Raw genomic sequence first — 20732 nt, forward strand, 5'->3', positions numbered from 1 at the left:
CGCAAGTCAGGTTAGGCTCACCTCTGTGAGTACGTGCTCAACCGTCTCGCGCGACCTCGACGAGCCCATCGCGGGGACCGCCGCGACCGCGACGACCTGGCTGCTGCTGGAGCAGCCCGGTCCGTGGGGTGCCAAGGCGCTCACCCAGAGCCACCTGGACCCCGCGCTGGGCCGCGCCCTGGAGGCGGCCGCGCAGGGCACAGGCGTACGCGTGGCGCTGATCCGCCGCCCCGGCCGGCATGCCGACTGCGGAACTCTCGCCGAGCGCAGGGTCTACGTGGCGCACACGGTGCCCGGGCGGGTGTGGCTGCACGCTGCCACCACCAACGACCCCGGGCGGCTGCTCGACCTGGACTTCGCCGCCCTCGGCGCCGGTGATCCGCGCACCTTCGACGCCGTACTTCAGGGTCGCCCCCACACCGGCCATCCCCTTGCGCTCGTCTGCACCAACGGCAAGCGGGACCGCTGCTGCGCCCTCCTCGGCCGCCCGCTCGCGGCCGAGCTCAGCGCATCCGGCGTCGACGGCGTCTGGGAGGTCACCCATCTGGGTGGACATCGGTTCTCCCCGACACTGCTCGTCCTCCCGTACGGCTACGCGTACGGCCGTGCGCAGGCCCACGCCGTCAAGGAGGTCCTGCACAGCGCCCACGAAGGGCGGATCGTCCTCGACGGCTGCCGCGGGAGTTCGGCCTGGGAGCGGCCCGGCCAGGCAGCCGAGCTGGCCGTACGCAGGGTTACGGGAGAGTGCGCGGCGCAGGCCCTGAGTGTCGTACGGACGGACGGCGCCGCTCCCCGGTGGGACGTGACGGTCGCCCACGTGGACGGGCGGCGCTGGCGGGTCGTCGTGGCCCAGGGCAGCTCCTTGCCGGCGCGACCCGAGAGCTGTGGGGCGTCGGTGCTCGGCTCACCTGCGCGAATGGACGTGGTGGCGGTGCGCGAGCTCACGGTGACGGCTGCACTCGCGAGTTGATCGGCCGCACCAATAGGCACCTCGGGTGGACCGGCCCGATCGACTGGACAATCATCGACTCGACGCCCCTCGACTGGACCGGCGTGCCTGGACATTGATCAAGACAGCAGTCGATCACACGCCGAGTAGAGGGCCGGTCCCGGCGTCTGCACATTGATCAAGAGATCCACGCCACATCCCTCTACGGCAGTCCCCGCACGTCCACGTACCGTCGTGGGTATGAGCCCCACTCCCCCCGCCCGTCGCCTGCGCCTCGGTCTGCCCCGGCGGATGTTCTCGCAGCTGCTGCTGATGCAGGTGGCGATCGCCGCGGGGGTCGCGGTGCTCGCGACCGGACTGTTCCTCGCTCCGCTCAGCGACCAGCTCGACGATCAGGCGATGCGCCGCGCGCTCTCGATCGCACAGACCACCGCGGCCCAGCCGCAGATCGCCGAGGACCTGGCGAGCACGGCCGCGACCGCCGACGGTCCGGTCCAACAGGAGGCGGAGCGGATTCGTACGGCGACCAAGGCCGAGTACGTCGTCGTCATGGACCGGACCGGCGTGCGCTGGTCCCACCCCACCCCGGGCGAGATCGGCAGACTCGTCTCGACCGACCCCGGTCAGGCCCTGGCCGGGCATGAGGTCATGCAGATCGACGACGGCACCCTGGGCCGCAGTGCCCGCGGCAAGGTACCGCTGCGCGACAGTGACGGCGACATCGTCGGGGCCGTCTCGGTCGGCATCGCCTACGACAGCGTGCGGGCCCGACTGCTGCACGCCATCCCGGGGCTGTTCGCATACGCGGGCGGCGCCCTGGCCGTCGGCGCGCTGGCCGCCTGGCTCATCTCCCGCCGGGTTCAGCGACAGACCCGTGACCTGGCCTTCTCCGATATCTCGGCGCTGCTCGCGGAGCGCGAGGCGATGCTGCACGGTATCCGGGAGGGCGTCGTCGCCCTCGACCGCGACGGCCGGGTCCGTCTGCTCAACGACGAGGCCCGGCGCCTGCTGGGCATCGGTGACGAGGCCGTCGGCCGGTCCCTGGACGAGGCGCTCGGCGCGGGCCGTACGACCGATGTACTGGCCGGCCGGGTGACGGGCACCGATCTGCTCACGGTCCGCGGTCAGCGGGTCCTGGTCGCCAACCGCATGCCCACCGACGACGGCGGCGCCGTCGCCACTCTGCGCGACCGCACCGAGCTGACCCAGCTCGGCCGGGAGCTCGATTCGACGCGCGGTCTGATCGACGCCCTGCGCGCCCAGGACCACGAACACGCCAACCGTATGCACACGCTCCTCGGGCTGCTGGAGCTGGAGATGTACGACGAGGCAGTGGAGTTCGTCGGCGAGGTGGTCGGCGATCATCGCGCCACCGCGGAGCAGGTCGCCGAGAAGATCCAGGACCCGTTGCTGGCCGCCCTGTTGGTCGGCAAGGCGACCGTGGCGGCCGAACGCGGTGTCGCCCTGCGCCTGTCGGACCGGACGGGGCTGCCGGACCGGCTGATCGATCCCAGGGGGCTCGTCACGGTCGTCGGCAATCTCGTGGACAATGCTCTGGACGCCGCCGCGGGCACACAGCACGCGCGCGTGGAGGTCGAATTGCGCGCCGAGGGGCGGACCGCAATCCTCCGGGTACGGGACACGGGGCCGGGAATCCCGGAAGGGCAACGCGAGTTGATCTTCACGGAGGGGTGGTCCACCAAGCAGCCGCCCGCCCATCGTGAGCGCGGCATCGGGCTCTCCCTCGTGCGCAGGCTCGCCGAACGGCAGGGCGGCAGCGCGACGGTGGGCCGAGCGGACGGCGGAGGCGCCGAGTTCATCGTCGTCCTGCCCGAGGCGCTGGCCGAACCGGACCTGGAACCGGTCCTCACGTCGCCGTCGGATCCGCACGGTGCAGCCCGGAAGGAGTCGCGATGATCGAGGTCCTGGTCGTGGACGACGACACGCGCGTCGCGCGGGTCAACGCCGCCTACGTGGAGAAGGTGCCGGGCTTCCACGTGGCCGGCGAGGCGCACAACGCGGCGGAGGCGCTGCGCCAGGTCGAGCTGCTGCCCCGCCTCGACCTGGTCCTCATGGACCACTATCTGCCGGACGAGACGGGCCTGTCGGTCGTCCAGGAGATGCGCCGGCGCGGCCACCAGACCGATGTGATCATGGTGACGGCGGCGCGTGATGTGTCGACGGTGCAGGCGGCGATGCGGCACGGGGCGCTTCAGTATCTGGTGAAGCCGTTCGCCTTCGCGGGCCTGCGCGCCAAGCTGGAGGCGTACGCGGATCTGCGCCGCACCCTCGACGGCGGCGGCGAGGCGGAACAGGCGGAGGTGGACCGTATCTTCGGCGCCCTGTCGGCGCCGTCGGAGCCGGATCTGCCCAAGGGCCACTCCCCCACGACCGCGGAGCTCGTACGGCAGGCCCTGATGAACGCCCAAGGCCCCCTGTCCGCTCAGGAGATCGCCGAGCGGACCGGAGTGAGCCGCCAGACCGCCCAGCGCTATCTCAAGCTCCTGGAGCGCACGGGACGGGCCCGCCTCACCCTGAAATACGGCGACGCGGGCCGCCCGGAACACCGATATGTGTGGGCGACCCGCGCCTGAGGCACGGCCCGTGGGGGCGGGGGAAGGAACCGTGCCCTTCTCTTCATACGGATGCCGGGGACGCGAATATCAGCCGTCGGCTCGGCGCTTTGCGTGAGCCGTTCGCGTCAGACCGCTCCCGCTCAGACCGCTCCCGCCCCGGTGAGCGACCGCACCTCCGTCTCCGCGTGCTTGGCCTCGTCGGGGATCTCGGCCGAGGTGACCGTGCCCAGCCAGCCCGCGACGAAGCCGAGCGGGATCGAGACGAGGCCGGGGTTCTGGAGGGGGAAGTACTGGAAGTCGACGCCGGGGAACAGGGATTCGGGGCTTCCCGAGACGACCGGCGACAGCAGCACGAGCACCACCGCCGGGAGCAGGCCGCCGTACACGGCCCATACGGCTCCGCGCGTGGTGAAGTTCCGCCAGAACAGCGTGTAGAGCAGCACCGGCAGATTGGCGGACGCGGCGACGGCGAAGGCGAGGCCCACCAGGAAGGCGACGTTCAGATCGCGGGCCAGCAGGCCGAGGGCGATCGCGACGAGGCCGATCGCGACGGCGGCGACGCGCGCCACGGCGACCTCACTGCGGGGCTGCTTGGTGCGTCGGCGCCATAGGGAGGCGTACAGGTCGTGGGCCACGGAGGCCGATGAGGCGAGGGTGATGCCGGCGACCACCGCGAGGATCGTGGCGAAGGCGATGGCGGCGACCACGGCAAAGAGAACCGTTCCTCCGGTGGAGTGCGCGCCGCCGCCCAGATCGAGGGCGAGCAACGGAACCGCCGTGTTCCCGGCCGCGTTCGACGCCCGCACGGCCTCAGGACCCACGATCGCCGCAGCGCCGAAGCCCAGGACGATCGTCATCAGATAGAAGCCCCCGATCAGCCCGATCGCCCAGACCACCGAGCGCCGGGCCGCGCGAGCCGTGGGCACGGTGTAGAAGCGCGAGAGGATGTGCGGCAGCCCGGCTGTGCCCAGCACGAGTGCCAGGCCCAGGCTGATGAAGTCGAACCGGGACGTCCAGTCACCGCCGTACTTCAGCCCGGGCGCGAGGAACGCCGCACCGTGACCGCTGCGCTCGGCCGCCGTGAGCAGCAGGCGGTCGAAGTCGCCGTGGAAACGCACCAGGACGAGCACGGTCAGCGCCACGGTCCCGCCGAGGAGCAGGACGGCCTTGACGATCTGGATCCAGGTGGTGGCCCGCATCCCTCCCAACGACACATAGATCACCATGAGCGCGCCGACGCCGATGACGGCCCAGGCCTGCACCGCCCCGCCCTCGCCCCCGAGCAGCAGCGCGACCAGGGTGCCCGCGCCCACCATCTGCGCCACCAGATACAGAACGGACACGGTGACCGAGGAAGTTCCCGCCGCGATCCGTACGGGGCGCTCCCTCATCCGCGCGGCGACCACATCGGCCAGCGTGAACCGCCCGCAGTTGCGCACGAGTTCGGCGACCAGGAACAGCACCACCAGCCAGGCCACGAGGAAGCCCACCGAGTACAGCAGCCCGTCATAGCCGAAGAGGGCGATGAGCCCCGAGATGCCCAGGAAGGACGCGGCGGACATGTAGTCACCGGCGATGGCAAAACCATTCTCCATGGGGGAGAAGAGCCGACCGCCCGCGTAGAACTCCTCCGCCGAACCCTGCCGCTTACGGCTCACCCAGGTCGTGATCGCGAGTGTGATCGCGACGAACACGCTGAACAGCAGCAGCGCGAGGCTCTGATGGTCTCCCGTCATGACGCACCCCCGCGTGTGACGCGCGTCAACTCCTGCGTGTCCCAGCGCAGTTCGAGCGCCGCACGGTCCCGGCGCAGCCGTGCGTGCCGGGCGTATGCCCAGGTGAGCCCGAACGTGGTGAGGAACTGTCCCAGCCCCGCCAGCATCGCCACGTTCACAGCGCCCGCCACGGGCCTGGCCATCAGCCCGGGCGCGGTCGTGGCCGCGACGACGTAGGCCACGTACCAGGAGAGGAACACAGCGACCGCCGGCACCACGAACCTCCGATAGCGGCTGCGGACCTCCTGGAAGGCCGCGCTGCGCTGTACCTCGAGGTACACATCGCGGGCGACCGGCCGCGTGACCTCGGGAGCGTCCGTGCCGTCCGACTCTCCCCACCCGGCGGCGAGAGCGTCGTACCAGGGATCGTCGTACCGCACATTTCTGGCGTCGCGGGGACGACCGTCGCTTGAGTACATGCCCAAGCATGGACAGAACGGAAAGATCGCCGACGCGGCTTCTCCTCGCGCTTCACCCCATCAGGTGATTCACCCGCAGAAGCCCGCATTTTTGGCGCGAACGGCATCCTGGCGCTGCGTTCTACCGCAACCGCCGACCGCGGCCCCTCGCGCACGGAGGTCCGGCCGCCCGCACTCACCGACGCAGGCGGCCCCGATGTCGCCGCAGCGTCGGGGGCGCGGGCCTGAACACCCCGATGCACAGCACCAAGCCGAGCCGAAGTGGAAGCCGAAACCACCACCCCGGCTCAGCCGGCGCAGCGACTACGCGTCGATACGTGACCGGTCCAACGTGGCCGCCGACCCCGAGATGAACTCCTTGCGCGGAGCCACGTCGTTGCCCATCAGCAGGTCGAAGACCCGCTCGGCGGCCTCCAGGTCGGAGAGGTTGATCCGGCGAAGGGTGCGATGGCGCGGGTCCATCGTCGTCTCGGCCAGCTGGTCGGCGTCCATCTCACCGAGGCCCTTGTAGCGCTGGATGGAGTCCTTGTACCGGATGCCCTTGCTCTGGAACTCCATGAGCTTGTCGCGCAGTTCGCGATCCGAGTACGTGTAGATGTACTTGTCCTGCCCCTTCTTGGGCTGGATCAGCTCGATCCGGTGCAGCGGCGGCACCGCGGCGAACACCCGGCCCGCCTCGATCATCGGACGCATGTAGCGCTGGAACAGGGTCAGCAGCAGGGTCCGGATGTGGGAGCCGTCCACGTCGGCGTCGGTCATCATGATGATCTTGCCGTAGCGCGCCGCGTCGATGTCGAAGGTCCGGCCGGACCCAGCCCCTATGACCTGGATGATCGCGCCGCACTCGGCGTTCTTGAGCATGTCGGTCACGGACGACTTCTGAACGTTGAGGATCTTGCCGCGGATCGGCAGCAGCGCCTGGAACTCGGAGTTCCGGGCGAGCTTGGCGGTGCCGAGCGCGGAGTCTCCCTCGACGATGAAGAGCTCGCTGCGGTCCACGTCGTCACTGCGGCAGTCCGCGAGCTTGGCGGGCAGCGACGAGGACTCCAGTGCCGTCTTACGGCGCTGTGCGTCCTTGTGCTGGCGGGCCGCGATGCGCGTACGGGCGGCGGCAACAGCCTTCTCGAGGACCACGCGCGCCTGTGCGGCGGCGTCGCGCTTGGCGGACGTCAGGAACGCCTTGAGCTCCTTGGCGACCACCGAGTTCACGATCCGGCGGGCCGCCGAGGTGCCGAGGACCTCCTTGGTCTGCCCCTCGAACTGCGGCTCGGCGAGGCGCACGGTGACGACCGCGGTGAGCCCTTCGAGGGCGTCGTCCTTGACGATGTCGTTTTCGGCGACGCGCAGCAGCTTCTTGGTGCGCAGCACCTCGTTCATCGTGCTGGTCACCGCCGTCTCGAAGCCGGCGACATGTGTGCCGCCCTTCGGCGTGGCGATGATGTTCACGAACGACCTCAGGGTCGTGTCGTACCCCGTGCCCCACCGCAGCGCGACGTCGACCTCTAGCTCGCGGGTGACCTGAGTGGGGGTCATCTGCCCGTGCTCGTCCAGGACCGGGACAGTCTCCCTGAAGGAGCCCTGACCTGAGAAGCGGAGGACGTCGCAGACGGGCTTGTCGGTGGCCAGGAACTCGCAGAACTCACTGATGCCGCCGTCGAAGCGGAACGACTCCTCGCCCTTGCTGCCGCCATCGCCGAGACCGAATTCATCGCGGACGACGATGGTCAGCCCCGGCACCAGGAACGCGGTCTGGCGGGCGCGCTGGTGCAGCGTGTCGAGGGAGAGTTTGGCGTCCTTGAGGAAGATCTGGCGGTCGGCCCAGTACCGCACGCGCGTACCGGTACGGGTCTTGGGGATCTTCTTTGCCTTGCGCAGGCCGCTCTTGGCGTCGAACTTGGCGTTCGCGCCGTCGGCGGCGAAGGCGCCGGGAACGCCCCGCCGGAAGCTGATGGCGTGGGTGTGGCCGCCCCGGTCCACCTCGATGTCCAGCCGCGCGGACAGGGCGTTGACCACGGAGGCGCCCACGCCGTGCAGACCGCCGGAGGCGGCGTAGGAGCCGCCGCCGAACTTGCCGCCGGCGTGCAGCTTGGTCATGACGACCTCGACGCCGGACAGGCCGGTCTTGGGCTCGACGTCGACCGGGATGCCCCGGCCGTTGTCCCGGACCTCCACGGAGCCGTCGTCGTGGAGGATCACCTCGATGTGGTCGCAGTAGCCACCGAGGGCTTCGTCGACGGAGTTGTCGATGATCTCCCACAGGCAGTGCATCAGACCGCGGCTGTCGGTGGAGCCGATGTACATGCCCGGGCGCTTGCGCACGGCCTCGAGGCCCTCGAGGACGAGCAGGTGCCGCGCGGTGTAGTTGGAACCGTCCCGGTCTGCTCCTGCCAGCAGCGCTGTGGACGGCACGGACGTCTCGGCGGTCACGCGGTTCGCTCCTCGCTGAATTTCAGGTGACGCCCTGATGGGTAAGGGCGCGGCTTCGGTCGCCGTCAAGAGGGTACCGAGGCCTGGTAGAGCCGTTGTAACGCCACCCTCGTGCGAAACACAGACTAGTCCAGACTCGTATACATGTTCGATCCCTCGATGGGGTGAAGTACATATCACGTTCCCTTCCAGGCATGAACCATTTAGGCTCCGGGCACGTCCTCATGAACGAACCGGCAACCCAGCCGGGAGGACCTGACCTTGACCGACAGCGCGAAACCGTAAGCAAGACAGAGACGCAATACGGCACATTCGCCGCCAAACCGGCAGCAGCCGCCCCCTCGGAAAATTTCACTGAGGGAGAAGCCACGAGCGGGAACGTTTTGGGGCTGGTTGGATGTTGACCCTGGTACGACAGCTCGTCGAGCTAGAGAAGAGGCGACGTGACTACTGTTCTGACCCCCGCGAGCCAGCTGACGGCCGCTGACCGCTGCGACCGCTGCGGCGCACAGGCATACGTGCGTGTCGTCCTGCTCAGCGGCGGAGAACTGCTCTTCTGCGCCCACCACGGTCGCAAGTTCGAGCCGGAACTCAAGAAGATCGCCGCTGAGATACAGGACGAGACGGAGCGGCTGACCTCCGTTCCTGCGTCTGCGTCCGAGGATGAGCGCTGACATCTCGCGTTAACGACGAGCCAGCTCCGGCACAGGCCGGTTGACGGGCGGTCGCCCCTGAAGAGCAGGGGCGACCGCCCGCGCTCATGCCCCGCGGCCCTCAGGGCCCCCGTCAGCCGCCCACGGGACGGTTGGCCGCTGTAGGCCGGCGCAGGGCGCGCAAGACCTCGGACACTCTCGTGTAGACCCCCGGACTGCCCGCGCGACCGCAGCCGCTCCCCCAGGACACGAGCCCGATCAGCTTCCCCTGAGCGACCAGCGGCCCTCCGCTGTCCCCCTGACAGGCGTCCCGGCCGCCCTGCGGCTCCCCCGCGCAGACCATGCTGTCCGCCAGGTACCTGCCGTCACCACCGCCCGGATACGCCTCCTTGCACAGCGCGTCCGACAGCACCCGCACACGCGCCGCACGCAGGCTGCGCGCGTAGTCGCCGGCGCCGGTGATGTCCCCCCAGCCGTAGACCAGCGCCTCCGTCCCCGGCGCATAGGCGGGATCGCCGGTACGGGCCATGCCGATGACCGAGCTCGCGGGAAGCGGCTCAGCGAGGGAGAGCACGGCGAAGTCCCCCGCATTGGTGGCACTGTCGTAGGCCGGATTCACCCAGCTCCTGCGGACCCGGATCTCCTGTCCCTGGCTCGACAGCAGGTCCGTACGGCCGGCGATGACGCTGAGGTCGCGGATCCGGTCCGGAGTGGCACCGAGGACCTCCTCGCTCATGCAGTGGGCGGCGGTGAGCACGGTAGTGCGGCCCACCGCCACACCGACACAGAACTGACCAGCCCGCGTACCCCCGAACCGGTCACGGCTGGCCAGGGCCACGGTCCACGGGCTCTCGGACACATCGACCGGGAACCCCCCGACGACGACGCTGTCGGCGACCGCAGGGGCGGCGGACACCAGCGGTATGGCGGCAGCGACGGCCGCAAGGGCCAACGGCCGGGTCAGCGCCCGGGCAACGGAACGACGCATGGACCCTCCTCACTCTGGGGTGGTCATGGGACACCCAGGGTGATTCAGCCCACGCCACCCCGCACCCGCGCCGACAGCGCGAAGGCCCGGCCCCCACTCGGGGAACCGGGCCTTGGGCGATGCTCGGGAGGGACTAGTCGAGGTAGTCGCGCAGCACCTGGGACCGCGACGGGTGGCGCAGCTTCGACATCGTCTTGGACTCGATCTGGCGGATGCGCTCACGCGTCACGCCGTAGACCTTGCCGATCTCGTCGAGGGTCTTCGGCTGGCCGTCGGTGAGACCGAAGCGCATCGAGACGACTCCCGCCTCGCGCTCGGACAGGGTGTCGAGGACCGAGTGCAGCTGCTCCTGCAGAAGCGTGAAGCTGACCGCGTCGGCCGGGACGACGGCCTCGGAGTCCTCGATGAGGTCACCGAACTCGCTGTCGCCGTCCTCGCCCAGCGGGGTGTGCAGGGAGATGGGCTCGCGGCCGTACTTCTGGACCTCGATGACCTTCTCCGGGGTCATGTCGAGCTCCTTGGCCAGCTCCTCCGGGGTGGGCTCGCGGCCCAGGTCCTGGAGCATCTGGCGCTGCACGCGCGCGAGCTTGTTGATGACCTCGACCATGTGCACCGGGATACGGATGGTGCGGGCCTGGTCGGCCATGGCGCGGGTGATCGCCTGACGGATCCACCAGGTGGCGTACGTGGAGAACTTGTAGCCCTTGGTGTAGTCGAACTTCTCGACCGCGCGGATCAGACCGAGGTTGCCCTCCTGGATGAGGTCCAGGAAGAGCATGCCGCGGCCGGTGTAGCGCTTCGCCAGGGAGACCACGAGGCGGAGGTTGGCCTCCAGCAGGTGGTTCTTGGCGCGGCGGCCGTCCTCGGCGATGATCTCCAGCTCGCGCTTGAGCTTCGGGGCCAGCTTGTCGGCGTTGGCCAGCTTGTCCTCGGCGAACAGACCCGCCTCGATGCGCTTGGCGAGCTCGACCTCCTGCTCGGCGTTGAGCAGGGGGACCTTGCCGATCTGCTTGAGGTAGTCCTTGACGGGGTCGGCGGTGGCGCCGGCCGCGGCGACCTGCTGCGCGGGCGCGTCGTCCTCGTCCTCGTCGGAGAGCACGAAACCGGCGCTCTCGGTGCCCTCGGGCTCGTCGCCGGGCTTGCCGGGCGCCGCCTCCTCGAGGACCTCTTCCTCGAGAAGCTCGACGTCGTCCTTCTTGGCGGTGGTCTTCTTGGCAGCGGTCTTCTTCGCGGCCGTCGTCTTCTTCGCTGCCGCCTTCTTGGCGGTCGTCTTCTTGGCAGCGGCCTTCTTGGCGGGGGCTTCGTCCTCTACGGCGGGCTCGGCTGCGGGCGCCGCCGGCGTGGCGGTGGCGGTGGCCTTCTTGGTCGTCACCGTCTTCGCCGCGACCGTCTTGGTGGCGGTGCGCTTGGCCGGGCTCTTCGCTGCGACGCTCTTTCGGGTGCGCTTGGGCTCCGCGGCACTGACCATCAGCGTCACACCCTCTTCCTCGAGGATCTGGTTGAGGCTGCGCAGTACGTTCTTCCACTGAGTGGCCGGAATCTGGTCAGCTTCGAAGGCCCGACGCACATCGTCGCCGGCGATCTGCCCCTCAGCCTTTCCCCGCTCAATCAGAGCCATGACAGAGACGGACTCGGCGATCTCCGGCGGGAGCGTACGGGATGTGCTGGCCGACACGAACAACCTCTCGGAACGTTGAAAAACGGCTTCCGGCCCCGTCCACGGCGGACAGGAGCCGACCACCGACCTGGGGATGGGCCGACGGTGCGGGCGGGGGCCTGGAGGATGCACAGCGCCTTGAGCGGCGTCCGTATTCCCTCCTCGGCAGTCACCTCTTAGGTCATCGCGTTGTTTCCCCGAGCGTTACGCCCAATCTGCGTGGCCCGAGTCACATCCCGTAACCGATCAAAAACGGGCAGACACGACCAAAATAGGTCAGCCGTGATCTGGCCCCATGCACTGTACGGCGAATCGACCACCTCGTCGCACCGTCGGACCCGCAGGATCCGTGGTGGATCCTGCGGGTCCGACGGGAGAGGGTGCGCGGACCGGTCGACGCCCCAGGAGGGGGGAGGCATCCCTCGGTCGCGCCACCCTGGTGCGCGGTCAGTGCTCGCGGGGTGCGGGCACGACGCGCTCGACCTCGGGGTGGACGGTGAGCAGCTGACGCATGGCCGTCTCGGCGGCGGCTCCGTCGCCGGCGGCGAGGGCGTCGACGATCCTGCTGTGCAGCGCCAGGGACGTCTCGTTCGGCCGGTCACAGCCGGTGACGGGGCCACCGGAGACCTGGAGGGCGGCCGAGACGATCCCCGACAGGTGCTCCAGCATGCGGTTGCCCGCGACCTGGATCAGCAGCGAGTGGAATTCGGTGTCGGCACGGGAGAAGGTGAGGACGTCGCCCTGCCCCATCGCATGGCTCATGATCTCGACCATGTCGGCCAGCCGCTGCTGGACGTCGTCGCGCCCGTGCCCGGCGGCGAGGCGGGCGGCGAGCGGCTCGATCGTCCAGCGCAGCTCGCTCAGCTCCCGGCGCTGATCGTCGCGCTGCGGTCCGAAGGCCCGCCACTCGATGATGTCCGGGTCGAGGAGGTTCCAGTCGCTGACGGGGCGCACGCGCGTGCCCACGTTCGGCCGGGCGCTGACCAGGCCCTTGGCCTCCAGGACGCGGAGCGACTCACGGACTACGGTGCGGGAGACCTCGAACCGCTGCCCGATCTCCTCGGGCACGAGCGGCCGGTCGGCGCCCAGGTCGCCGGAAACGATCATCTGGCCGAGCTGCTGGACGAGTTGGCCGTGCAGCCCGCGCCCGCGGCTGCCCGCGGCACGGCGGCCGACACGGCCCAGCTCGGGGTCCGCGCTCTCCCAGGCGGGGACTCCGACGCGGTCGGCGACGGGGGCCTCGGCGTAGGGGTAGCGGTCGAGTTCGCCCGGGCCGGCGAGACCGGAGTCGGCGGCGCGGGCGGCGGTCATCATGGTGTGCGCAAGGGTACTCACGGATCCTTTGTCGGCGCAGTCCTCAACTCCCTTGAGGTCTTTGGTGAAAAGCACACGAAAGGGTGATCGCTCACCCCATCGCAATTGACGCCTTATCGGAAAGAAATGGGCTTTCCCCGGGGAGTTGCGCGCAGGACGGAAGCGGGAAGGACAGGGACGGTCGTCATCGAACCCTGCTCCGCAGGGTCGTGAGGAGATATGCGCCGAGCAGGGCCGCCAGCGACAACGTGAGTGCGCCTCCGACGGGTTGGGCGATCACGCGCGCGGCGGCGGCCACATACCGCTCGCCCCCGAACGGCCACTGGGACAGCAGCACCTCTCGCAATCGCAGCGGAAACCCGGCCGCCGTCCGCACGGACGGCCCTTCCACGACCTTCTGCACCAGGGGCACGAGGAGGACCGGTACGGAGACCACCGCGGCGAGCCCGGCCGTGGTCGACCGGAAGAGACCCGCGGCCAGCACGCCGGCCCATGCGCAGCCGACCACGAGTCCGATCCAACTGGCGCTCAGCGAAAGCCAGTCTCCGGGAACCTCCGCGAGTTCCCGTCCGTAGACGATGTAGAGCACTTCGATGTCGCAGCCCACCGTGAGGACGGCCAGCACCACCGCGGTGGCCGAGGCGACGAGAAGTTTCGCGGCCAGCAGCCCCAGGCGGCGGGGGACGGTGCCGCGATCCGCCGCCAGCGCGGGGTGGCGGAACTCGTCGCCGAACGCGATCGCGCCGAGTAGCCCGGCCCCGAGCGCCGCGGGCGGCAGCGGCAGCTCCTGCGGCCACGCCACGAACAGGCGCGGCCGTGGGGTGTGCCCGATGCGTGCCAGCAGTACGGCGGTGACGGCGGACACCAGGAGCACGGCCGCGCAGGTGAGGAACCCCGTGCCGACTCCGGCGGCGCGTCGCAGTTCGTAACGCAGAGGGCGCAGGGGGCTGGGGGCGGGGCGGACGGAGATGGGGGGTGGTAGATCCGGAAGACGATCGGCGTGGGAGTCCGACCGGCGCCCCGAGCTCACCACCGCGGTGCCTGCCTCGCCCGGCTCGGCTGCGCGGGCCGGCCCGGTGTCCGCCGCAGCGTCCGACACCGACCGCGTGACGAGTCCGTCGGCGGCGGCCACACCTCCGCCCCTCAGCGAGGGCCTGGCATCCCCACGCCCGCGATCGCGAGCCCCCTCCAACGACTCACTGCCCGTCGTCTGCGAAACGTCGTCGACGACCTCCTCACCCGGGAGCTCCAGCCGACGATTCGGCCCCATGTCCCCGGTCTCGTCAGCGAGTTGATGCACGAGAACGCCGTGCCGGAATGCGATCTCTCCTACGGCCGCGCATGTACTGCCGTACACGGAGAGTCGGTTGCCGCCCTCCCGTACGACCTCGACGCTGCGGCGTGCGGTGCGTGCCTCCTTGGTGACCAGCGCGGCGAGGCGGGAGGCGTGCGGGGTGCGGACGGCGACGCGGGGGCGCAGCCGGGTGCGGGCGAAGTCGGCCGCCTCCTGGTCGGCGACGAGCCTGCCCTGCTCCAGGGTGACGACCCGGTCGGCGGTGCGCGCTGCCTCCTTGGGATCGGTCGTGGTCAGCAGAACGGTGCCGCCCTGGGTGGCGTGCGCGCGCAGCATGCCGTACAGCCAGCGGCTCTCGCGGGTCGAGAGCCCGTCCGCGGGGGCGTCGAGCACGAGGGTGTGCGGGTCGGCCAGCAGGGCGCAGGCCAGGCCGAGGCGGCGGTCCATGCCGCGGGAAAGGGTGCCGAGGCGTTCGTCGCGCAAACTGACGAGGCCGACCACCTCCAGGACCTCGTCGGCCCGCCGCGCCGGTACGCCCGCGGCGGCGCACAGCATGCGCAGATGGCCGCGCAGTGTGCGCGAGGGATGTCCGGGGACGTCCCCCAGCAGAACACCGACCTCACGCGACGGATGGGCGATGCGGTGCAGGGGGCGGCCTCTGAAGTAGGTGATCCCACGGCCGCGTTGGAGTTCGAGCATGAGTCTGAGCGCCGTCGTCTTGCCTGCTCCTGACGCCCCGAGCAGCGCGGTGACATGACCCGCGCGCGCCTCGAACGAGACGTCGTCGACGGCGGGCGGAAGCTCCTTGCGAGGGTCGCTGGTCAATCCGATGGCCTGGATCACCCTTAGCAAGATAGCGCGTTATGTCCGTTTTTCCGGGCAGCGCAAGGCCCGCTCCCCGCGCGGCAGTCCGTCCGGTCGGCTCCCGGTCGGGTCCGGCTTCGGTGCCGCTTACCGTCGTACGCGTCGTTCCGAGCCTGTACCGGACGCCCGCCGATCCCGATGCCGGCGTGCGTCCTGGGCTGCGACGTCAGACCTCGGGGCGCAGCATCGGAGGGTTGAGCAACGTGGCTCCGCCGGCCCGGAAGAGCTGCGCGGGGCGGCCACCCTGGCGTGTGGTCGTACCGCCGGTGGGGACGAGGAAGCCCGGCGTGCCGGTCACCTTCCGGTGGAAGTTGCGGGGGTCCAGGGCCACGCCCCACACCGCCTCGTACACCCGGCGCAGCTCACCGACGGTGAATTCGGTGGGGCAGAACGCGGTGGCCAGCGACGAGTACTCGATCTTGGAGCGCGCCCGTTCCACCCCGTCGGCCAGGATCTGTGCATGGTCGAAGGCGAGCGGCGCGACCGGTTCGCCGTCGCGGCCGTAACCGCCCTGCTGCAGCAGTTCGTCGACGGGCGCCCAGCGGGCATTGCTGGCGTCGCCGCCCGCGCGGGGTGCGGGCAGGTCGGGGGCCAGGGCGAGATGGGCGACGCTCACCACACGCATGCGGGGGTCCCTCTCGGGGTCGCCGTACGTCGCGAGCTGCTCCAGGTGAGCACCGTTGTCCTGGGCGGGCGCGGCGGGGTCGTGGGCGCGCAGCCCGGTCTCCTCGGCCAACTCGCGAGCCGCCGCCTGCGCCAGGTCCTCGTCCGCCCTCACGAACCCGCCTGGCAGTGCCCAGCGCCCCTGGAACGGCGGCTCGCCCCTCCGCACCGCCAACGCGCACAGGGCATGGCGGCGCACGGTCAGCACGACCAGGTCCACGGTCACGGCAAAGGGCGGAAAGGCTGACGGGTCGTAGGGCATGCGGCGATCATAGTCGTCTGCCTGACGATAAACACTCCCTTCCTCGGCCTCATCGACGGCTGATCCATTTCGGTGCGGTATGCGCCTCGCCGTACCTGCGTGTGTCGTGCCGTACGGCGTCGTACGAGGTCATGTGCGTAGTTGGAGGCCGTCGGCCGCCTCCTCGACCATGGCGAGACCCAGTCTGCTGACACGTACGGCGAAGGGGGCAGAGGCGATCCGCAGGCCCGTCAGGACGATCTCGCCGACGGGGGCGCTGCGCATGGGGCGCAGTGTCACCGTTCCCCCGGGTGCGTCGGGGCGGATGCCCGCCAGCGTGGTCAGCAGGAGCACTCCGGCTGCCGCCGCTGTGGCCGCCGGGCGGCAGGCCGCGGGGTGCGGGAGCGGGGCGCCTGCATCGGTACGCTGCTTGCCCGCGTACATCTCGGGGAGCCGGTGGCCGAACGCCTCCGCCGCCGCCAGTACGCCCCGCAGCAGGGCGGTCGCCTCCTTCTCGTAGTCGGCCGTGGCGAGGCCCGCGACGGCGAGGGCCGTCTCGTGGACCCGCACGGCACCGCTGCGATGACCGAACGGGTTGTGCCCCGCCTCCTTCGCGCCCAGTCCACGCAGGCCCCAGCCCGAGTCCATGGCAGGCCCGCCGAGCAGCCGGGCGAGGTGCTCGGTCTGCACCCTGTCGAGCAGGCCGGGCGCATGCTCTCCCCCGCCCAGCAGGCCGGTGTCGAGAAGGTGGACGACGGCGGCACCGAGCTGCGGTACGAGGCCTCCGTCGGGTGTCCTGGCAGCCGCGGGTCGGCCGCCGCCCACATCGTCGATCCAGAACTCCTTGCGGAACGTCACCCGCAGCGCCCTTGCCCACTGCCGCAGCTCGGCGCCGCCCGGTCTGCCGCAGGCGTCGAGGAGATCGGCGCCGAGCAGGGCCGCACGATGGGCGTGGGCCTGGGTCTCGCAGCGGACGAACCCGCCGGGCTGCGGGTCGCGCAGGTAAGTGCCGTCACCCGCGGTGGTCCGCAGCCAGGTCAGACAGCGCTCCGCCACCGGGAGGAGCTCCTCGGTCTCGGGCTCGGGCATCCCCCAGCGCCGGGCCTCCGCGAGCAGCACGGGAAAGAGCAGTGTGGCCTCCGTACCCGTGCAGCCCGGCGGCAGATGCGTGCCGGCGTCCCGTATCGGGCCGGGGATCATCCCGGACTGCGGCTTCGGACCCCGGAGTTGGCTGCGGGCGAGTGTGCGCAGCGTGCCCACGGCGAGACGAGGGCCGAGGGGCAGAGTCATCCGGGCTGCGGCGAGCGCCTCGGCCGGGGCCAGCCCGCAGCGCCAGGGCACGCCTGCGGCGAGGTGGGTGTCGGCGGGGTTCGTGGGGTCGCGCAGCAGCAGGGCCTGGAGACCCTCGATGCTCGTCCGCAGGAAGGGCTCCACTCTGGAGTCGTCACCGACGGCCCGTGCAGCAGCCAGTGGGCTGGTCGCCGCCCGGCCTGCGGCACGTACGGGTCCAGCCCCGTCGGCACGCACTCGCAGTTCGATGGTCGTGCTGCCGCCCGGGGCCAGTACGAACTCCCAGCGCAGCAACCCGGCGGACGCGAGCGCGTCGGTGGGCGGCGGGTCGGCTGTCACTGTCGCGCCGCCCGCGGCGGACGACCACCGCAGGCCGGAGTCGTGCACCGTGGCGGGCAGTTCCGCACCCGTACTGCCGCATGCGATCGCACCGAGGTCGGCCAGGTCCGTGCCCAGGGCGACCTCGACCGGGACGCGCACCGGGCGCGCCCCCGCGCTGTGCAGCGTGATCCGCTCGGTGCCGTCCGCGTGGCGGGTTCTCTCGACGACGAGGTCCGGGTCGGGGCCGGTCTGCGGGGAGACCCTCAGCGTGCCCACGAAGCGGGCGGAGTCGGCCGAAGTCATCCGTGCCTGCACCGCGAGCGGTTCGCGCCCGGCCACCCTGACCAGGCAGCGTGAGAGCACCCGTCGGCCTGCGCGGTAGAACCCGTCCAGTCCCCGCCCGGTCAACTGCCCCTCGTCCGTGGAGATGGCGAGGCCCGGCAGGCCGACGCAGATCACGGCGTCATGGGTGGGAGGGAGGGAGGTGGGAGGGTGGGCGGTGGGGTGTCGTGGCGTCGGAGGGTGGTGTGGGGGCGGTGAGTGGTGTGGGGATGGTGGATGAGGTGGGGGTAACCGGTGAGGAGGGAGGGAAGCGGGAGGCGGTTGGGGTGACGGGTGAGGTGTTGGGGGGTGGGTCGTCGAGTGATGGCTCGGGGAGGGGCGGGTCGGGGAGGGTGGCCTCGTCGGCTGCACGGGGAGTGTGGTTCGTGCTTCCGCTGGAAAAGGGCGGCTGGCCTGGCCCGCCGAGGGCTGCCGCCAGGCCGCGGGAGGGCTCTGCTCCCCCGATGCGTCAGCGCTCGGGGACCTTGGGGCGAGGCGTCCTGCAGTTCCGCCGGCCGGAAGTACCGAATCAGTTGTGAGGGATGTGGTCGACCCACCGTCGGTGGACCGTTCGTCGGCAGCCGGGGAGGTCGGAGTCGGCTGTGGCATGGGGCGGCTTCCTCTGCGCTCGTTGCGCCTCGGGCGTGTGTGGCGCCGGCTGGGGGATCCGGAGTGACAGGGGCAGTGCGGCGGCGGCGGTAGAGCCGGTCCCGGCGTTCCGCCACTCAGGTGAACGGGAGGAGACTCCTCCTGGTCACGGCAGGGGCGGAGTGACCCCGGTGACATGTCATTGCTGCCACCGAGTTCGCCAAGTGGGCAACGCTCCTCATGGGGCGGGCGGGCGACTTCGGTCGACCATTGCCCCACGTGGCGGCTCGGGTCAGGAAGTTGGTCGCGACGACCCGGACCGCGAACGCCGCACAAGAGCCGGACTTTGCCTGCCCGGGCGCAGGACGCCACACCAGACGCCACAGACGTCACCGCCACGACACCCGTCACGGCCCATCTCGCGATGCCTCCCCTCACGTATCTCCCTCAGCGCCGGCGTTCTCAGGCCGACCGCCGTCCGGACGGGGCCCGCTCCGACGCACAGCTCCCTTCTTTGGGCTGCGCGGACTCGTAGTCTTCGGTGCGCGGGGAGAGGGGCCGCCAGCCGGGCGTGGTGCGCCGGGAGCCGTACCTGTCGACATACGGGGGGCGGGGCGAGGGGCACGGGTCGGGCGCTCTCGACGGGCCGCCCTCACGGGGTGGGGTCGAGCGCCCTTCGGCCCCACCACTTGCCGCGGCCGTGGGCCGTCGTCCCCGCTGCACGTCGTCGGCGACGCTGTCGCCGCCTCACACTGCACTGGCTCTGCGGCATCCTCCGGCGGGCCGAGGCGAACGGCAGCCGTTCGTCCGGTGCCGGTGCGATCGGTTCCCGTTTGCTCAGCGCGCTCAGCCCGTCCAGTGCCCGCAGTTCGATCAGGTCGCTCAGCCCGTCCAGTGCTCCCGGCTCGATCAACTCGGTCGCTTCGCCCGGCCCCCTCCCCTCGTGAAGCACCCTCCGACCGCTCAGCCCCGTCACGGTTCACATGATCCGCCCGCAGACAGCGCCGGATCGACTCGGGGTCCAGTCCCTCGTTGCAGGCCTGGTGCAGGAGGCGGGCGAAGAGGTAGTCGGAATCGGCGCCGAGTGCCATGGCAAGTGCTTCACGAGCCTCCAACTCGTCGCCCGTCGACCACGCGACCCAACCGGCGAGCGTGAGGGGCGGCGCGGCGTGCTCGCTGTACGGTCCGACGCAGCGGCGGGCCAACGCCCGCCAGAGCCGGAGGGCGGGACCGGCCTCGTCGCCCTCCATCCACTGGGCCGCGCGGTCGCGAGTCGTGCGGTCCTGCAAGCCCAGAATGAGCCTCGCGGCCTCGTCGTTCCCGAGCAGTTCGTCGTCGCGGCGATCCGCGGCGGGAGCCCCGGGCACGGGCGCAGTCGCGGCGAACCGGTCCATGAGCTGCTCGGCCAACCGCAGCGTCTCCTGTGCCACACCCGCACGTGCCGAGTCGTCCAGGATCCTGGGGACCAACGCCATACCGACGGTGTCCAGGGCTACTTCCTGCTCCAAGGCGACCGAGGTCTCCAAGGGCAGCAGCCTGGTCTGGAGCTCTCGCAACGTCCCACGTACCTGAAGTCCGGCGTACGTCGCCGCGGCGGCCAGCACGGACGTACCGGGCAGGCCCATCGGCCGGCCCTCGGGCGGGCAGCACTCCACCTTGTCGCAGCAGAACGACCAGAACCGGCCGTCGGAGATGCACAGGGCCTCGATCACCGGCACGTCGAGGCTGCCGCATGCGACGCGCATTTGCTGGGCCAGAGGACGCAGCCTTTCCATGACCTGTCGTCCGGTCTGGCCTGGTGGCGGCTCCTGGCAGAGGAAGGCAACCATCTGCTCGGGGCGGGAGCCCCTGCGCTCGCTGCCCCTCATCAGGCCGTGGGCCAACTGCCTGGCGGCAGGCTCCCAGTCGTCCGCGCTCGCGGGGATGCCGAGCCGTGCCCGACCGCCGAACCGGCCGCGGCCGTCCCGTTCGTGCAGGGCTACGAGGACGATGCTGTCCTCAGGGCGGTACCCGAGGAGGTAGGGCAGGGCATCGGCCAGCTCGGCCGGCGTACGCAGAGTGACTTGGTGCTCGGCGGGATGCCCGTCGTATGCGGGGCAGTCGAGTTGGTCCGCGGGCCGTGAGTGTCGCAGAGGTTCGTCGTGTGCTCCCCGCGCCGCCCGCCCCGCAACAGGCTTGCCCAGCGCCTGACGACCCTCACCTGAGTCGTTCAGTGCCCCGCCGCCCTCACCTGACTCGTTCGGGGCCTCTCCGCCCTTCGCCCTTGGAGCAAGCTGGTGTTCGCCTCCCCCGGCACGCTCATTCTCGGAAGATCCAGTCGTTTCGCTGTGCTTCGTCATGCGTCGACGATCTCGCGGATCGCGAGGCTCCGCTTTGCCCTGTGGATAAGTCC

General features: G+C 70.7%; 14 protein-coding genes. 4 read left to right on the forward strand and 10 right to left on the reverse strand.

Annotated features, from left to right (window positions below):
• The first annotated feature begins 25 nt into the window (after positions 1-25).
• The 3 genes from ACHBTE_RS04040 (at position 26) to ACHBTE_RS04050 (ending at position 3543) form a co-directional block, all read left to right on the forward strand.
• A complete protein-coding gene (locus ACHBTE_RS04040; protein WP_394721912.1) occupies positions 26-970 on the forward strand; it encodes a sucrase ferredoxin in 945 nt (314 codons plus the stop codon).
• A gap of 219 nt (positions 971-1189) precedes the next feature.
• Positions 1190-2866 carry an ATP-binding protein gene (locus ACHBTE_RS04045; protein ID WP_394721913.1) on the forward strand — a complete coding sequence of 559 codons (1677 nt, stop codon included), beginning with the start codon at positions 1190-1192 and terminating at the stop codon, positions 2864-2866.
• Positions 2863-3543 carry a response regulator gene (locus ACHBTE_RS04050; protein ID WP_394721914.1) on the forward strand — a complete coding sequence of 227 codons (681 nt, stop codon included), beginning with the start codon at positions 2863-2865 and terminating at the stop codon, positions 3541-3543. Before ACHBTE_RS04045 ends, ACHBTE_RS04050 begins: the two co-directional genes overlap by 4 nt.
• Before the next feature lie 122 nt (positions 3544-3665).
• Here ACHBTE_RS04050 and ACHBTE_RS04055 read toward each other — a convergent pair whose 3' ends face one another.
• The 3 genes from ACHBTE_RS04055 to ACHBTE_RS04065 all read right to left on the reverse strand — a co-directional run bounded on the left by ACHBTE_RS04055 (position 3666) and on the right by ACHBTE_RS04065 (position 8146).
• Positions 3666-5261 (reverse strand): cation acetate symporter, encoded by a 1596-nt coding sequence (locus ACHBTE_RS04055; RefSeq protein ID WP_394721915.1) that lies wholly within the window; start codon positions 5259-5261, stop codon positions 3666-3668.
• Complete coding sequence (locus ACHBTE_RS04060; protein WP_394721916.1) at positions 5258-5719, reverse strand: DUF485 domain-containing protein; 462 nt, start codon at positions 5717-5719, stop codon at positions 5258-5260. Before ACHBTE_RS04060 ends, ACHBTE_RS04055 begins: the two co-directional genes overlap by 4 nt.
• 303 nt (positions 5720-6022) lie before the next feature.
• A complete protein-coding gene (locus tag ACHBTE_RS04065; RefSeq protein ID WP_394721917.1) occupies positions 6023-8146 on the reverse strand; it encodes a type IIA DNA topoisomerase subunit B in 2124 nt (707 codons plus the stop codon).
• Positions 8147-8589: 443 nt separating this feature from the next.
• On the opposite strand from ACHBTE_RS04065, the gene ACHBTE_RS04070 reads away from it, so the two are divergent.
• Positions 8590-8820, forward strand: coding sequence for a hypothetical protein (locus ACHBTE_RS04070; RefSeq protein ID WP_394721918.1), 231 nt, complete (start codon positions 8590-8592; stop codon positions 8818-8820).
• Between the two features lie 112 nt (positions 8821-8932).
• On the opposite strand, the gene ACHBTE_RS04075 is transcribed toward ACHBTE_RS04070, so the two are convergent.
• From ACHBTE_RS04075 to ACHBTE_RS04105, 7 genes are all read right to left on the reverse strand, one after another.
• On the reverse strand, positions 8933-9787 hold the full coding sequence (locus tag ACHBTE_RS04075) for a serine protease (protein WP_394721919.1): 855 nt from the start codon (positions 9785-9787) through the stop codon (positions 8933-8935).
• A gap of 133 nt (positions 9788-9920) precedes the next feature.
• Positions 9921-11462 (reverse strand): RNA polymerase sigma factor, encoded by a 1542-nt coding sequence (locus tag ACHBTE_RS04080; protein ID WP_394721920.1) that lies wholly within the window; start codon positions 11460-11462, stop codon positions 9921-9923.
• Between the two features lie 429 nt (positions 11463-11891).
• Positions 11892-12779: a FadR/GntR family transcriptional regulator gene (locus tag ACHBTE_RS04085; protein WP_394721921.1), complete on the reverse strand. Its 888-nt coding sequence runs from the start codon at positions 12777-12779 to the stop codon at positions 11892-11894.
• Between the two features lie 163 nt (positions 12780-12942).
• Complete coding sequence (locus tag ACHBTE_RS04090) at positions 12943-14895, reverse strand: ATP-binding cassette domain-containing protein (RefSeq protein ID WP_394721922.1); 1953 nt, start codon at positions 14893-14895, stop codon at positions 12943-12945.
• Positions 14896-15082: 187 nt separating this feature from the next.
• On the reverse strand, positions 15083-15841 hold the full coding sequence (locus ACHBTE_RS04095) for an NUDIX domain-containing protein (RefSeq protein WP_394721923.1): 759 nt from the start codon (positions 15839-15841) through the stop codon (positions 15083-15085).
• Between the two features lie 129 nt (positions 15842-15970).
• Positions 15971-17887, reverse strand: coding sequence for a glycogen debranching N-terminal domain-containing protein (locus tag ACHBTE_RS04100; protein WP_394721996.1), 1917 nt, complete (start codon positions 17885-17887; stop codon positions 15971-15973).
• A gap of 887 nt (positions 17888-18774) precedes the next feature.
• Positions 18775-20679: a DUF4192 family protein gene (locus ACHBTE_RS04105; protein ID WP_394721924.1), complete on the reverse strand. Its 1905-nt coding sequence runs from the start codon at positions 20677-20679 to the stop codon at positions 18775-18777.
• Positions 20680-20732 lie beyond the last annotated feature (53 nt).

This window comes from Streptomyces sp. M41 (assembly GCF_043673425.1).
Taxonomy (GTDB): Bacteria; Actinomycetota; Actinomycetes; order Streptomycetales; family Streptomycetaceae; genus Streptomyces.